Annotated in this window: 18 protein-coding genes; 3 read left to right on the top strand and 15 right to left on the bottom strand. The window is 65.3% G+C overall.

Features of this window, described 5'->3' with window-relative positions; genetic code table 11:
• Positions 1-13 precede the first annotated feature (13 nt).
• The 5 genes from putP to rlmE form a co-directional block, all read right to left on the bottom strand.
• Positions 14-1501, bottom strand: coding sequence for a sodium/proline symporter PutP (putP, locus tag ABB25_RS04015; protein ID WP_057664034.1), 1488 nt, complete (start codon positions 1499-1501; stop codon positions 14-16).
• A gap of 70 nt (positions 1502-1571) precedes the next feature.
• Positions 1572-2471, bottom strand: a complete 900-nt coding sequence (gene folP, locus ABB25_RS04010) for a dihydropteroate synthase (RefSeq protein ID WP_057664032.1) — start codon at positions 2469-2471, stop codon at positions 1572-1574.
• Positions 2471-2665, bottom strand: a complete 195-nt coding sequence (locus tag ABB25_RS04005; protein WP_057664028.1) for an LPXTG cell wall anchor domain-containing protein — start codon at positions 2663-2665, stop codon at positions 2471-2473. Before ABB25_RS04005 ends, folP begins: the two co-directional genes overlap by 1 nt.
• A 120-nt stretch (positions 2666-2785) precedes the next feature.
• Entirely contained in the window at positions 2786-4720 is a 1935-nt protein-coding gene (gene ftsH, locus ABB25_RS04000) for an ATP-dependent zinc metalloprotease FtsH (protein ID WP_057664025.1), read from the bottom strand.
• A 54-nt stretch (positions 4721-4774) separates the two neighbouring features.
• A complete protein-coding gene (rlmE, locus tag ABB25_RS03995; protein WP_057664022.1) occupies positions 4775-5404 on the bottom strand; it encodes a 23S rRNA (uridine(2552)-2'-O)-methyltransferase RlmE in 630 nt (209 codons plus the stop codon).
• A 66-nt stretch (positions 5405-5470) separates the two neighbouring features.
• Between rlmE and yhbY the strand changes: the two genes are divergently transcribed.
• Both yhbY and ABB25_RS03985 read left to right on the top strand, forming a co-directional pair.
• Positions 5471-5776 carry a ribosome assembly RNA-binding protein YhbY gene (gene yhbY / locus ABB25_RS03990; RefSeq protein WP_057664019.1) on the top strand — a complete coding sequence of 102 codons (306 nt, stop codon included), beginning with the start codon at positions 5471-5473 and terminating at the stop codon, positions 5774-5776.
• Positions 5777-5784: 8 nt separating this feature from the next.
• Entirely contained in the window at positions 5785-6159 is a 375-nt protein-coding gene (locus ABB25_RS03985) for an Mth938-like domain-containing protein (protein WP_057664013.1), read from the top strand.
• Between the two features lie 83 nt (positions 6160-6242).
• On the opposite strand, the gene ABB25_RS03980 is transcribed toward ABB25_RS03985, so the two are convergent.
• The 4 genes from ABB25_RS03980 to surE all read right to left on the bottom strand — a co-directional run bounded on the left by ABB25_RS03980 (position 6243) and on the right by surE (position 9209).
• On the bottom strand, positions 6243-7007 hold the full coding sequence (locus ABB25_RS03980; protein ID WP_244477744.1) for a peptidoglycan DD-metalloendopeptidase family protein: 765 nt from the start codon (positions 7005-7007) through the stop codon (positions 6243-6245).
• An 89-nt stretch (positions 7008-7096) separates the two neighbouring features.
• Positions 7097-7750 carry an exopolysaccharide biosynthesis protein gene (locus ABB25_RS03975; protein ID WP_057664010.1) on the bottom strand — a complete coding sequence of 218 codons (654 nt, stop codon included), beginning with the start codon at positions 7748-7750 and terminating at the stop codon, positions 7097-7099.
• Positions 7747-8424, bottom strand: a complete 678-nt coding sequence (locus ABB25_RS03970) for a protein-L-isoaspartate(D-aspartate) O-methyltransferase (RefSeq protein ID WP_425477305.1) — start codon at positions 8422-8424, stop codon at positions 7747-7749. The genes ABB25_RS03975 and ABB25_RS03970 overlap by 4 nt, the downstream gene beginning before the upstream one ends.
• Before the next feature lie 5 nt (positions 8425-8429).
• Entirely contained in the window at positions 8430-9209 is a 780-nt protein-coding gene (gene surE / locus ABB25_RS03965) for a 5'/3'-nucleotidase SurE (RefSeq protein WP_057664007.1), read from the bottom strand.
• Positions 9210-9292: 83 nt separating this feature from the next.
• On the opposite strand from surE, the gene ABB25_RS03960 reads away from it, so the two are divergent.
• Positions 9293-9838 (top strand): Smr/MutS family protein, encoded by a 546-nt coding sequence (locus tag ABB25_RS03960; RefSeq protein WP_057664004.1) that lies wholly within the window; start codon positions 9293-9295, stop codon positions 9836-9838.
• A gap of 64 nt (positions 9839-9902) precedes the next feature.
• Here the strand turns inward: ABB25_RS03960 and truD are convergent, their stop codons facing one another.
• The 6 genes from truD to kdsA form a co-directional block, all read right to left on the bottom strand.
• A complete protein-coding gene (truD, locus tag ABB25_RS03955; RefSeq protein WP_083488086.1) occupies positions 9903-10982 on the bottom strand; it encodes a tRNA pseudouridine(13) synthase TruD in 1080 nt (359 codons plus the stop codon).
• Complete coding sequence (gene ispF, locus ABB25_RS03950) at positions 10979-11479, bottom strand: 2-C-methyl-D-erythritol 2,4-cyclodiphosphate synthase (protein WP_057664467.1); 501 nt, start codon at positions 11477-11479, stop codon at positions 10979-10981. The genes truD and ispF overlap by 4 nt, the downstream gene beginning before the upstream one ends.
• Before the next feature lie 39 nt (positions 11480-11518).
• Complete coding sequence (ispD, locus tag ABB25_RS03945; protein WP_057664002.1) at positions 11519-12214, bottom strand: 2-C-methyl-D-erythritol 4-phosphate cytidylyltransferase; 696 nt, start codon at positions 12212-12214, stop codon at positions 11519-11521.
• The gene (gene ftsB, locus ABB25_RS03940; RefSeq protein WP_057663999.1) at positions 12211-12540 is read right to left on the bottom strand and encodes a cell division protein FtsB; all 330 of its coding nucleotides are present in this window, start codon (positions 12538-12540) and stop codon (positions 12211-12213) included. Before ftsB ends, ispD begins: the two co-directional genes overlap by 4 nt.
• An 8-nt stretch (positions 12541-12548) precedes the next feature.
• Positions 12549-13841: a phosphopyruvate hydratase gene (gene eno, locus ABB25_RS03935; protein ID WP_057663996.1), complete on the bottom strand. Its 1293-nt coding sequence runs from the start codon at positions 13839-13841 to the stop codon at positions 12549-12551.
• A 153-nt stretch (positions 13842-13994) separates the two neighbouring features.
• Positions 13995-14825: a 3-deoxy-8-phosphooctulonate synthase gene (gene kdsA, locus ABB25_RS03930; protein WP_057663992.1), complete on the bottom strand. Its 831-nt coding sequence runs from the start codon at positions 14823-14825 to the stop codon at positions 13995-13997.
• Between the last annotated feature and the right edge of the window lie 86 nt (positions 14826-14911).

Below are 14911 nucleotides of genomic sequence, written 5' to 3'. Positions count from 1 at the left end.
CTCCAGACTGCTGTCAGTAACCGTGCTGGCGCAGCTCAGCGTGCACCGCCCTGTGGGTGGCCACGACGGCCGGCGCCGGCGCCTTGCCCAGCAGCGAAACCACAACGATGGCCACGGTGCAGGCAATGAAGCCGGGCACGATCTCATACAGAGCACTGCCAGTGTACTTCCACAGCACCACGGTCAGGGCACCGGCAACGATGCCGGCCACCGCGCCATTGCGGGTCATCCGCTCCCAGAACAGGGCCAGCAGCACCACCGGGCCGAAGGCTGCACCGAAACCGGCCCAGGCGTAACTGACCAGGCCGAGCACACGGCTGTCCGGGTCACGGGCGATGAAGATGGCCAGCAGGGCAATCGCACCGACCATGGCCCGGCCCACCCAGACCAGCTCGCGCTGGCTGGCCTTCGGGCGCACGAAACCGCGGTAAAAATCCTCGGTCAGGGCCGAGGAGCACACCAGCAGCTGGCACGACAGGGTGCTCATCACCGCAGCCAGGATGGCCGAGAGCAGCACACCGGCAATCCACGGGTTGAACAGGTCACCGGCCAGGGCCATGAACACACGTTCCGGGTTGGCATTGACCGGGCCGGCCAGCTCCGGGTTCTGGGCGTAGTAAGCAATGCCGAACAAACCCACGGCGATCGCACCACCCAGGCAGGCCACCATCCAGACCATGCCGATACGACGTGCCGCCGGAATCGTCCTGATGCTGTCGGCGGCCATGAAACGGGCCAGGATATGCGGCTGGCCGACATAGCCCAGGCCCCAGGCCAGGGCCGAGATCACCGCCACCAGCCCGCCGGCACCGACCCAGGACAGGCGCTGCGGATCGACCTGTTCAATGGCCAGCGCGGCCGCATCCAGGCCACCGGCACCGATGGCCACCATCACCGGCGTCAGCACCAGGGCAAAGATCATCAGCGTGGCCTGCACCGTGTCAGTCCAGCTCACCGCCAGGAAACCACCGATCAGGGTATAGGCGATCGTGGCCAGCGCGCCGATCCACAACGCGGTGCTGTAATCGATGCCGAACACCTGCTCGAACAGGCGGGCACCGGCCACCACGCCCGAAGCGCAGTACACGGCAAAGAACACCAGGATCACCAGCGCCGAGATCACCCGCAGCACGCGGGCCTGGTCGTTGAAGCGGTGGGTAAAGAAATCCGGCAGGGTCAGCGCATTGTGGGTGCGCTCGGTGTACACCCGCAGTGGGCCGGCAATCAGGCGCCAGTTAAGGTACTGGCCGATGCACAGACCGATGGCAATCCAGGCTTCGGCCAGGCCACTGGCATACAACGCACCGGGCAACCCCATCAGCAACCAGCCGCTCATGTCCGAGGCACCGGCGCTCAATGCCGTCACCACCGGGCCAAGCGAACGGCCACCGAGGATGTAATCGTCAAAGCTCTTGGTCTGCCACCACGCCCAGACACCGATGGCGATCATCACCATCAGGTAAGCCAGGAACGTTACCAGCAGCGGGGTACTCGCAGTCATCGACACCGGACCACATCAGGACAATGACCTGAAACTAAACAATCACCTGGTTGGCGGCAAGCAAAGCCGCTCAACAGTCATCCGGCCATGCGGGTCTGGCCGATTCCGGCATATCTGCAGGCGGGCGCAGCGCAGCCACGCGCTGCCACACCTTCAGTGCATCGACCGTGGCAGCGACATCGTGCACACGCACAATCTGCGCGCCCTGCTGCACGGCAATCAGATGCGCAGCCACCGAACCGGCAACGCGCTCGGCGGCGATCTCGCGACCGGTTGCTTCGGCGATGCAGCGCTTGCGCGACAGGCCCGCCAACAACGGCAGGCCCAGGCCGCACAGCGCCTGCTGCCGGGCCAGCAACTGGAAATTCTGCGTGCTGTCCTTGTTGAAACCATAGCCGGGATCCAGCACCAGGCGTTCGCGGGCGATCCCGGAAAACTCGCAGGCCAGTACCCGCTGGGCCAGGAAGCTGCGCACCTGCTCGACCACATCGGTGTATTCGACGCTGCTGCCGGCCTGGTACGGGCCACCGACGGCATGCATCAGCACCACGGCCACGTCACTGCCGGCCACCACCTCCAGCGCACCCGGCTGCTGCAGGGCCTGGATGTCGTTGATCATGTGCGCGCCGGCGGCAATGGCCGCACGCATCACCGCAGGCTTGAACGTATCGACACTGACCACCACGTCCAGTTCGGCGGCCAGGCGTTCGATCACCGCCGCGATCCGGTCAATCTCCTCGCTTTCGCTGACCGCAGTGGCACCGGGGCGGGTGGACTCACCACCGACATCGATGATGCTGGCTCCCTGCTCCAGCATCGCCCGGGCATGTACCAGGGCCTGCGCCGGATCCAGGTGCAGGCCGCCATCGGAAAACGAGTCGGGGGTGACATTGAGCACGCCCATCACCTGCGGCTGGTCCAGGTACAGGCGACGGCCGGCGCAGCGCAGGCTGGGGCGGGTGTCAAACATCACGAGCCATCCCTTTTGCGACGGCGCACGACAACCCAGGTATGCAGCCCGCTGAGCAGCACGCCGGCGACGATGCCGATGAAGATGCCACTGAAATAATCACCGGTTTTCAAGCCGTACATCACCCCGAAAATCGTGGCGATGACCAATTCAGCCGTGTGATTGACCGGCTCGGGCAACGGAGGCGTCGACATGCAGCTCTCTCAACAAGGAATCGTCCGCCATTGTCGCCCACAAAACCACACGCCGGCATCCACAGCACCGAAATGAAAAAAGGGCCGGCAGTGCCGACCCTTCTGCAGTGCCACCTGCCGTCAGTGCTGACTGGCCGGCTGTTCGGCTGCCGGACCCGGCTCGCCGGGGGTGGGGTCAGCCACTACCGCCTGACCGGCCTGCGGACCATCACCATCGCCCTTGCCTGCAGCGTCCGGCTTGACCCAGCCGGCCGGCGGCTGCGGCTGGCGACCTTCCATCAGGGCCTTGACCTGATCGGCATCGATGGTCTCCCACTCCAGCAGTGCTGCGGTCATTGCCTCGACCACATCGCGCTTGTCTTCCAGGATGCGCCGCGCCACCGCGTACTGCTCATCCAGGATCCGGCGGATCTCGGCATCGACCTTCTGCTGCGTTGCCTCGGAGATGGTCCGGCTGTGGATGCCGTAGCCACCCTCCTCGTCCGCGTAGACCATGGTGCCCAGGGCATCGGACATGCCGTACTTGGTCACCATCGCCCGCGCGATCTTGGTCGCCCGCTCGAAATCATTGGAAGCGCCGGTGGACATTTCGCCGACAAACACCTCTTCGGCGATGCGGCCACCAAACAGGATCGCCAGCTCCTCGAGCATGCGCTCACGGTACTTGCTCAGCGAATCGTGCTCGGGCAGCTGCCAGGTCAGGCCCAGGGCCCAACCGCGCGGCATGATGGTGACCTTGTGCACCGGGTCGGCCTTGGGCAGGGACATGGCCACCACCGCATGCCCGGATTCGTGATAGGCGGTGTTGCGCCGCTCTTCTTCACGCATCACCATCGAGCGCCGCTCAGGACCCATGTAGATCTTGTCCTTGGCGTCCTCAAAATCCTTCATGCCCACTTCGGACTTGCTGCGGCGCGCGGCAAACAACGCCGCCTCATTGACCAGGTTGGCCAGATCAGCACCGGAGAAACCCGGGGTACCACGCGCCAGCAGATCCACCCGCACATCATCGGCGGCGGGAATCCTGCGCATGTGCACGCGCAGGATCTGCTCGCGGCCCTTGATGTCGGGCAGGCTGACCATGACCTGGCGGTCAAAGCGGCCCGGGCGCAGCAGCGCCTTGTCCAGCACGTCAGGACGGTTGGTGGCGGCGATCACGATCACGCCCTCGCCGCCCTCGAAGCCGTCCATCTCCACCAGCATCTGGTTCAGGGTCTGCTCGCGCTCATCGTTGCCGCCCCCAGTACCGGAGCCACGGTGACGACCGACCGCATCGATTTCATCGATGAAGATGATGCAGGGTGCATGCTTCTTGGCCTGCTCGAACATGTCGCGCACGCGGCTGGCGCCCACGCCGACGAACATCTCGACAAAGTCCGAACCGGAGATCGAGAAGAACGGCACCTTGGCCTCGCCGGCAATGGCCTTGGCAAGCAGGGTCTTGCCGGTACCCGGCGGGCCAACCATCAGCACGCCGCGCGGGATCTTGCCGCCGAGCTTGGTGAACCTGGACGGATCACGCAGGAACTCCACCAGTTCGCTGACTTCTTCCTTGGCCTCGTCACAACCGGCGACATCGGCAAAGGTGACCTTGACCTGGTCATCGCTGAGCAGCTTGGCACGCGACTTGCCGAAGGACATCGCGCCCTTGCCGGCACCACCGCCGCCCTGCATCTGGCGCATCATGAAGATCCAGAAGCCGATCAGCAGCAGCACCGGCAGGAAATTCAGCACCAGTGACCAGAAGCCCGGGCCCGAGGCCGGCTCCTGCACGATGTCGACCTTCTTGGCACGCAGCACATTGATCAGGTCACGGTCGAACGGTGCATTGACGCTGGTGCGCTGGCCATTGCGGGTGGCATAGGTGATTTCGCGCGCATCGCCGCTGATGGTGACCTGCGCCACATTGCCGGCATCGACCTCATCGAGGAACTGTGAATAAGTCGGCGCAGCGGCGCCCATGCCACCGGAGCGCGGCGAAAAACTCTGGAACACCACCATCAGGACGACGGCGACGACCATCCACAACAGCAAATTTCTGGTCAAGTCGTTCATCCTCATTGGCTCCGGGTTCCCTTCAAATCGTGACGCTGGGTCATAGGTTCGAGCTTACTTGATCTGGGCGCGCTTGCCTTGGCCAAGCGCATAGACTTCTGGTGAACGCTTACGTGAAGCTTCAGGCTTGCGGATCACCACCTTGTCGTAGCGGCGACGCATTTGTTTCACATAATCATCAAAACCTGCCCCGTGGAACAGCTTGATCAGGAAAGCACCACCGGGCTTGAGATGGTTGTCGGCAAATTCCAGCGCAAGTTCGGCCAGGTACATCATCCGCGGCTGGTCTACCGCATCCACACCGCTCTTATTGGGGGCCATGTCCGACAAAACAAGGTCCACACCCTGCCCGCCCAGCATGCCCTCGAAAGTGGCCAGCACCTGTTCGTCACGGAAATCCCCGTGCAGGAACTCCACGCCGGCCAACGGCGGCATTTCCAGGATATCCAGCGCCAGCACACGGCCCTTGTCACCCATCTGCCTGCGCACCTGCTGTGACCAGCCACCGGGAGCGGCGCCCAGGTCGACCACCACCATGCCGGGTTTCAGCAGCCGGTCACGTTCGAGCAGCTCCTCCAGCTTGTAGGCTGCACGCGAGCGCATGCCCTCGGCCTGTGCCTTCTTTACGAAGGGATCAGAAAAGTGCTCTTTCAACCAGCGTTGACTACTTTTGCTACGCGACATCGGGCAATACGGTGGTTCGGGGCGGCCATGATACCCTGATCGCCCCTAGCAACCTGTCACTACTGCATGTCTATCCAGCTCACCTCCGCCCAAACCCGTTTCCTCCGTGGCCAGGCCCATGATTTGAAGGCCCTGCTCCAGACCGGAGGCAAGGGTGTCAGCGAGGCGTTTCTGGCCGAGTTGGACCTGGCTTTGGAACAACATGAACTCATCAAGGTAAAGGTCGCGGCCGAAGATCGTGACAGCCGCAAGGAACTGATCGCCGCCATCGTCGATGGCAGCCATGCGGCCCTGGTCCAGCATATCGGCCACACCGTCGTGCTGTACCGCCCGAGCAAGGACAAGCGCCAGATCGTCCTGCCGCGCAGCTGAGTCACCCCATGCACCTGAGCCACGACCGCCCCGATTATGCCTACGCGCTGCGTGCCGCTGACGGCCAGCGTGCCAAGGTGAATGATCGTGTACTTACCGCCAGCTTTGCCATCGCGCCCAACCAGCTGCTGGAAAACTGGGCAGTCACCGATGCGCGCGCACTCACTATCCAGGACCTGGAGCCGCTGTTGGCGATGGCTCCCAGCGTGCTGATTGTCGGCACCGGCAGCCAGCAGATCTTCCCACCTGCTGCCATCATGGCCCATTGCCTGGCCCAGGGCATCGGCATTGAAGTGATGAACAATGCTGCGGCCGCCCGCACCTACAACGTGCTGGCCAGCGAAGCGCGCAGGGTCGTCACGGCGCTGATCATTCCTGCCTGAGCCTGCGCTCGCCCGCCGGAACAAACCAAAGCCAGGCAGTGCCTGGCTTTGGTTTTACTGCAGACCCGGTTTGCTGCCGGCAATCATCTGCGCGGCAGATACTGCAGCGGATCTACCGGCTTGCCGTTATGGCGGATCTCGAAATGCAGCATGTCGCGGGCAGCACTGGTGCGCCCCATTTCGGCAATCTTCTCGCCCACGCGCACACTCTGGCCTTCGTTGACCAGTCGTTTGCGGTTGTGCCCATAGGCACTCAACCACTGGTCGTTGTGCTTGATGATGATCAGCTCACCATAACCCACCAGCCCGGCGCCGGAATAGACCACGGTGCCGGCTGCGGCAGCGCGCACGTCATTGCCACTGGCCCCGGCAATATCGATACCCTGCTTGGTGGCATCCCCGGCAACAAACCGCCCGACCAGCGCACCTTCGGCCGGCCAGCGCCAGCTGATGCCGGAGATCGCCGGCGCAGGCGTGCTGACCGCCGGACGCGTGGCGGGCGTGGTCGTGCCGCCAGCTGCCGGCGTGACCGGCCGTGCATTGCTGCCGGTGCTGGCAACCCCTGCACCAGGCGGATACAGGCGCAGGACCTGACCGGGATGGATGCTGGAAGGATTGCGCAGGTTGTTCCAGGCGATCAGATCGGCCGGCGTGATGGAGTGGATCCGTGCCAGGGCATATACGGTATCGCCCTTGCGGATGGTGACCGTCTGCCCGGGTTTGGCCACCGAACGGGCGGGGACCGCCGGAGTGCTGCTCCTGCCGGAAGCGCCGGCAGAAGAGTACGGACGCACGGTCGCGGTACCGCAGGCGGTCAACAGTGCCGCGGCCAGCAGCGAACCTGCCATCCATTGCATCCGCTTGCAGCGGCTTGCTTCGATCATTTCCTGACTCCTAGATCCATCAACCGGCACCGCAAAGGCGCACTGTCGATCATTCAACCTGAAAAATGTTGCCACAGCCCGTGCATGGCTGCACCGCCGCCGCCGATCAGAAACCCGAAGTAGACAACGGTGGCGATGTTGGCCAGATGACCCAGCAGGACAGCGCCACCATCGCGCTGGATCATGCCGATGGCATACAGCAGCAACGCCAACCCGGGCAGGGTGTTGCTGAACGGGATGAAGCCAAATGGCGCCATCAGCAACAGGGCCGCGGCGATGAAGCACAGGTTGTTGACCAGGTCGATCATCCGGCCATTGGCCAGGCGCGCCAGACGCTGCGGCCGGCTGATCCGTTCCAGCCGACCAATCCAGACCAGGCCGCGGGTCAGTGCCGGGCGCAGCTTCTGCGCCGACAGCGGCCGCTGGGCAATGCGCTGCGGCAGCCACAGTGCGCGCCCACTGAGGCGGCTGATGCCGATCAACACGATTGCCGCGCCAAACACGGTGCTGACCCCGGGAATCGAGACCGGGATCAGGAACACCAGGGTCATCATCACCGTCAGCAGCAACAGTCCTTCGTCGCCGACACGCTGGAGCAATTCGTCAAGCCGCAGGTGATCGTGCGGCAGCTCGTCGATCAGTCGCGCGACCTGTTCGCCCAGCGAGCCTTCCGCGGCGGCGTCCACCGCCGGTTCATGGGTATTCAATCCAGTAGTCCTGTCAGCAACGGTACAAAGGTCACCGGCGCCAGCACCTGCTGGTGCAGGCTGCCATCGGCCTGGCGGGTGATCTGCAGCAGTGACTGCCCATTGCCCGTGCCCGCCACCGGGGCTACCAGGCGGCCGCCGACGGCGAGCTGGTCGACCAGCCCCTCCACCAGGGCCGGGGCGGCGGCAGCGGCCGTGACCACGATGGCATCGAACGGACCATGCTCGGCCCAGCCCAGATGGCCATCATCGTGCTTGCTGCGTACTTCGATGCCCAGGGCGCGGAAACGCTTGCGCGCCTGGCGCAGCAGATCGCCGATGCGTTCCACGGTATAGACCTCCAGGCCCAGAGCGGCCAGCACCGCGGCCTGATAGCCAGAACCGGTACCCACCTCCAGCACCTTGCGCGGCATCACCTGGCGCACCGCCTCGGTCATCCGCGCCACCACCCAGGGCTGGGAAATGGTCTGGCCATGGCCGATCGGCAGCGCAGTGTCCTCGTAGGCACGGCTGGCCAGCGCCTCATCGATGAACAGATGGCGCGGGACCACCCGGATGGCTTCCAGCGTGGCCTCGTCACTGATCCCCGCTTCGCGCAGACGATCAACCAGACGGTCACGCACGCGCTGGGAGGTCATGCCGATCCCCGCTGCCTGCGCAGGCACGCGCATCATCGCCTTCACTGACTCTCCTCCAGCTTCGCATCCAGACCGGTTACCCAGCCGGCCACCTTGTCCAGCACCTGGTAACGGGTCAGATCAACGTGGATCGGGGTAATGGCCACATGGCCGCTGCGCACACTGTGGAAGTCGGTACCCGGCCCGGCATCCTGTTCGGCACCGGCCAGGCCGATCCAGTAGACGACATTGCCACGCGGGTCGGTATGCGGCACACAGCCCTGGGCGCGATGACGGTTGCCCAACCGCCCGGCTTCATAGCCACGGATCTGCTCGTACGGCAGATCGGGCACATTGACATTGAGGATGGTGTCGGTAGGCAGCGGGTCGGCAACCAAGCGCGCCACGATCGCCACCGCCGCGCGGGCGGCGGTTTCAAAGTGCCTGGGCTGGTGGTTGTGGCTGACCAGCGATACCGCCACCGCCGGCAGGCCCAGGAAGCGCCCTTCCATCGCCGCCGAGACGGTGCCGGAATAGATCACGTCATCGCCAAGGTTGGCGGCATTGTTGATCCCGGAGACCACGATATCCGGCTCGAAGTCGAGCATGCCGGTGAGCGCCAGGTGGACACAGTCTGTCGGCGTACCGGCGACGGCATAGGTGGCGTGGTCAATGCGACGCACGCGGATGGGCAGGTCCAGGGTCAGCGAGTTGCTGGCTCCGGAACGGTCACGATCCGGGGCCACCACGACCACCTCGTGACCGGCCTGACGCAGATGCCCGGCCAGCACAGCGATGCCCTCGGCATCGACGCCATCATCGTTGGAAACTAATACGCGCATGGGGTTCCTCGATTACCGCCCCATGATAGCGGCCCCACTGCCGATGTGCTTGCTTGATCAGCGTCCTGCGGTAGGCTGTTGCGATGTTTCCCGAAGATGACGAGGATCCGGCGGCCCTGTTCCGTGCAGCAATCGGTGCGGTTACCCCGATGCGCGAACAGTCGCCGTCGATTCCTGCCCAACAACGCCCACGGCCCAAGCCACGCGCGCGCATGGCCGAACAGGATGAAGCGCAGGCACGCGGCGAATTTGCACGCCTGCTGCAATCGGCGCTGCCGCTGGAAGGCGGCGATGTACTGAGCTACCGCCGCGACAGCCTGCCCAACCGCACCCTGCAGCGCCTGCGCAAGGGCCACTACTCGGTCCAGGACGAGCTGGACCTGCATGGTGCCACCGCCGCGCAGGCCGAACGCCTGCTGCGCCAGTTCCTTCTCGAGGCCCATGACCACGACCTGGGCTGCGTGCGCATCATCCACGGCAAGGGCCTGCAGGCCGATGGCGGGGTGCCGGTGCTGAAAAACCTGGTCGACCGCCTGCTGCGGCTGCGCGCCGATGTACTGGCCTTCCACTCGGCACCGCCCAACCAGGGCGGCACCGGCGCGGTACTGGTACTACTGGCCCGGCGCTGAAAAGCAACACGCCCCTGCCGGCAAGACCGACAGGGGCGCATCAATATCCACCCGGAAGCCGCGCTCAGTCTGCGCCGGCTGCGTCCTCGCAAGGCGCCGGGCCTGCACTGCGCGCCAGCTGGCTGGCATCCACCACCTCGCCCAGCTCATGCACCAGGGCCGTGGCATAACAGCCCGGCGGCAGCGCAAACCGCAGCTCGAGGCAATCCTCCTCCAGCCAGCGCCAGGCCAGCCCCTCCGGCTTCAGGCGCAGCGCACGGCGCTCCTGGCGCAGCTCGGCCTGTTCCAGACCAGCGCGCAGGCGCAGGGACAGGTCATCGGCCACGGCGGCCTCCTCGACAACCCGCGCAGCGCCTTCACTACGCAGCGGGCCGGCACCCCACAATGGCCCGGAAGGATGGATGTCAAAGGACTCCAGCCGGGCGGCCAGCTCGGCAGTGAATGGCTCGGGTCCAAACACGCTGCGGCTGCCATTGAGCAGCCACACCTCGCCGTCCAGGCCGGTGTCCCAGTTCCCCGCCGCCACCCGCGCTGCGAGCACCTGGTTGAACAGCTGCGACCGCGCCGCCGAAAGCAGGATCGAGCGCTGGTCACGCCGCACCCGGCGGCCGGAAAACATCGCCAGGGCCTGGCCGATATTGCCGCCGGCATGGCCAAAACGCTGTTCACCGAACCAGTTGGGTAGACCGCGGGCCGCGATCTGGGCCAGGCGCGCCTCTACTGCGGCGCGCTCCCCCTGCAGCTGACGCAGTACCAGCAAGAAGCGGTTGCCGGTCAAGGCACCACGCTGCAGCTTGCGGTTGTGCCGATGCCACTCCAGCACCCGCACCCCGGGAGCAACAAAGCCGGCCGGATCAGGCGACTGCTTGCCCGGCAGGTGGATCGAGAACCGCTGCACGGTCAGCGCATGGCGATCCTTCTGCCCGGCGTAGCTGACTGCAGCCTCACCCACTCCGGCCCACTGCGCCAGCCATTTGGCCACCTGGACGGTGTTCTGGCCACGTTTTTCAACGGTCACAAGCAGGTGTTCGCCATCGCCACTGGGGGCAAAGGCCGGCAATTCGGTGACCTGGAAATCCTCGATGCTGCTGCGCAGCAGCGCCGTCATCACGGCCGGGCCAAATGCCCGTGGCAGATCACTCACGGCTGCACCACCAGCAACACGGCAGCCTGGGCCGCAATGCCTTCGCCGCGGCCGGTGAAACCAAGCTTTTCGGTGGTGGTGGCCTTGACGCTGACGCAATCCAGCCCGATCCCCAGGCCCTGGGCGATACGCTCGCGCATTGCCAGGGCATGCGGGCCCACCTTGGGCCGCTCGCAGATCACGGTGATGTCGGCATTGCCGACGCGCCAGCCGCGCGCAGCCAGCAGCTGGTTGCAATGGGTCAGGAAGGCCATCGAATCGGCACCCTTCCAGCGCTCATCGGTGGGCGGGAAATGCTGTCCGATATCGCCCAGCGCCAGCGCGCCGAGCATCGCATCACACAGCGCGTGCAGCACCACATCACCATCGCTGTGGGCCAGCACGCCACAACTGTGGGCCACCGGCACGCCACCGATCATCAGCTGATCGCCGGGACCAAAGGCATGCACATCAAAACCGGTGCCGATACGCACCGGCACAAACGGGGTATTGCTCATCACTGCCTCCTGGAGCGTGACCCGCACGCGACCCGGGTTTCAGGCGCGACGCGAGAGTTCAAATTCAAATCGGGCCAGGTCCGCCGGCGTGGTGATCTTGAAATTATCTTCGGCACACTCCACCAGCAGCGGGCGCAGGCCCAGCCGCTCCATGGCCATCGCCTCATCGGTAACCTCCACCCCGGCTGCACTGGCCTGCTGCAGCGCGCGCACCAGCTGGTGGCGGCGGAACATCTGCGGCGTAAAGGCGCGCCATAAACGCTCCCGCGGCTCACTGGCATCAATGGCGCCATCATCGCCGGCACGCTTGAGGGTATCGCGCACCGGCGCGGCCAGGATGGCGCCGACCGGATCGGCCCGCCCCACTTCCAGCAGCCGGCTCAGATCGGACTGGCGCAGGTTCGGCCGGGCGGCATCGTGGACCAGCACGAAATCATCGGCGCGCACGCTTTCCGGCAGCGCCAGCAAGCCGGCCAGCACCGATTGCGCGCGGTTCGCGCCGCCGATGCAACTGATCACCGGCTTGTCGCCCAGGGCCGCCCAGCCCGGCCAGTCAGCATCGTCCTCGGCGATGGCCACCACGACCCCGGCCACGGCCGGATTGCCCAGCAGCGCGGCCAGGGTATGGGCAAGAACCAGCTGACCACCGGCCTGCAGGTATTGTTTCGGAGTGGGCCCGCCAAAACGCGTGCCGCGCCCGGCAGCGGGGACAACCGCCCAGACCGCACTGCTCATCGCCCCACCCCGCCACTCAACGGTGCCGGCGCGCTGGGTGCCGCGCTCGATTCCACCACGCGATAAAACTTCTCGCCCGGCTTGATCATGCCCAGCTCGCTGCGTGCCCGTTCCTCAATGGCGCTTTCGCCGTCCTTCAGGTCCATCACTTCGGCAGCCAGGGCATCATTGCGCTGCTGCAGGCCCGCATTGTCGCGCTTTTGCGCATCCACCTGCGCCTGCAGCGCCTGGACCTGCCCGGAATTGCCCGGGCCCAGCCAGAGGCGATGCTGCAGCAACCCTGTCACCAGGGCCAATACCAGCAGCAGCCATCGCCAGTCTTTCATCGCAGCACTCAGCGCTTGAGCGAAACGAAGGCGTCACGGCCGGCATAGCGGGCCTGCGCGCCCAGCGCCTGCTCGATGCGCAGCAGCTGGTTGTACTTGGCCACACGGTCGGAACGGCACAGCGAGCCGGTCTTGATCTGGGTGGCGGTGGTGGCCACGGCGATGTCGGCGATCGTGGTGTCCTCGGTCTCGCCGGAGCGGTGCGAGACGATGGCGGCATAGCGGTTGCGGTCGGCCAGGGCGATCGCCTCCAGCGTCTCGCTGAGGGTGCCGATTTGGTTGACCTTGATCAGGATCGCGTTGGCCGTGCCGCTGGCAATGCCTTCGGCAAAGATCTTCGGGTTGGTCACGAACAGGTCGTCACCGACCAGCTGCACCTTGTTGCCGATGCGCTCGGTCAGCAGCTTCCAGCCGGCCCAGTCGTTCTCGGCCAGGCCGTCTTCAATGGTGATGATCGGGTACTGGGCGGTCCAGCCGGCCAGGAAGTCGACGAACTGCTCGCTGGTCAGCCGCTTGTTCTCGCCCACCAGGTTGTACTTGCCGTTTTCGAAGAATTCGCTGGAGGCCACGTCCAGGCCGAGCAGGATGTCCTCACCGGCGGTGTAGCCGGCCTTGCCGATCGCCTCCAGGATGGTGTCCAGCGCCTCGACGTTGGAGCGGAAGTCCGGTGCAAAGCCACCCTCGTCACCCACCGCGGTGCTCAGGCCGTGGCCCTTGAGCACGCTCTTGAGCGCGTGGAAGATCTCTGTGCCGGCGCGCAGGGCCTCGGAGAAGGAATCAAAGCCGACCGGCAGGACCATGAATTCCTGGAAGTCGACATTGTTGTCGGCATGCGCACCGCCGTTGATGATGTTCATCATCGGCACCGGCAGGCTGGGGACCACGCCGGTCTTGCCGGCCAGGTACTGCCACAGCGGCTGGCCAGCAGCGGCAGCGGCGGCATGCGCGGCAGCCATCGACACCCCGAGCAGCGCATTGGCGCCCAGGCGGCCCTTGTTCTCGGTGCCATCCAGCGCGATCAGCTTCGCATCCAGGCCGGCCTGGTCGGCGGCATCAAAACCGGCCAGCGCCTGGGCGATGGTGGTGTTGACGTTGGCCACGGCATTGCGCACGCCCTTGCCCAGGTAGCGGGTCTTGTCGCCATCGCGCAGCTCCACCGCTTCCTTGGTGCCGGTGGAGGCACCGGACGGCACGGCGGCGCGCCCAAAGGCGCCGTTGGCCAGGGTGACTTCGGCTTCCAGCGTGGGGTTGCCACGGCTGTCGAGGATTTCACGGGCATGGATGCTGCGGATAGCGGTCATATCGAGGTCGTTACCGTCAAAATGGAAGAAGGCCTGTACGGCCGGTGGCGATTATCCCCTGCCCAGCCGGTTTGCGCCAAATCGGCCACCGGACCAGCATGCAGCAGGTAAAGCAACGGCGCCCACCGGGCGCCGCCACTGACAACGGTTCACTCAGGCAAAGCGCGAAAAACCGTGCTTCTTGGTCACCGCATCGAGCTCCAGCAGGGTTTCCAGCAGGGCTTCCATGCGGTCCAGCGGCCAGGCATTGGGGCCGTCGGACAGCGCCTGGCTGGGATCGGGATGGGTTTCGGCAAACAGGCCGGAAATACCCACTGCCACCGCTGCGCGCGCCAGCACCGGCACGAACTCGCGCTGGCCACCGGAGCTGGACCCCTGCCCGCCCGGCAGCTGCACCGAATGGGTGGCATCGAACACCACCGGGCAACCGGTATCGCGCATCACCGCCAGCGAGCGCATGTCGCTGACCAGGTTGTTGTAGCCGAAGCTGGCACCACGCTCGCAGACCATGATCTGCTCGTTGCCGGTGGATTTGGCCTTCTCCACCACCGGGGCCATGTCCCAGGGCGAGAGGAACTGACCCTTCTTGATGTTCACCGGCTTGCCGGCGGCGCAGACCTTCTTGATGAAGTCGGTCTGGCGCACCAGGAAGGCCGGGGTCTGCAGCACATCCACCACCGAGGCAACCTCGTCCATCGGGGTGTACTCGTGCACGTCGGTCAATACCGGCACGCCGATCTGCTTCTTGACCTCGGCCAGCACCTTCAGCCCCTCTTCCAGGCCGGGGCCACGGAAGGAGGTGCCTGAGGTGCGGTTGGCCTTGTCGAAGCTGGACTTGAAGATGAAGTTCATCCCCAGCCGGCCGGTGATTTCCTTCAGCTTGCCGGCGGTATCCAGCTGCAGCTGCATCGATTCGATCACGCACGGACCGGCGATCAGGAACAACGGCTGGTCCAGGCCAACCTCAAAACCACACAGTTTCATCTTGTTTCCTCGTTGGCGTAGACGCCGTGACCAGCGCTAGATGGTGGCAGCTGCCGCGGCAGACAAGTGCCTGCCGCGGTGGATCT

Source organism: Stenotrophomonas koreensis, from assembly GCF_001431525.1.
GTDB classification, from domain to species: Bacteria; Pseudomonadota; Gammaproteobacteria; order Xanthomonadales; family Xanthomonadaceae; genus Stenotrophomonas; species Stenotrophomonas koreensis.
This window is presented reverse-complemented; position numbering and strand designations above follow the sequence as displayed.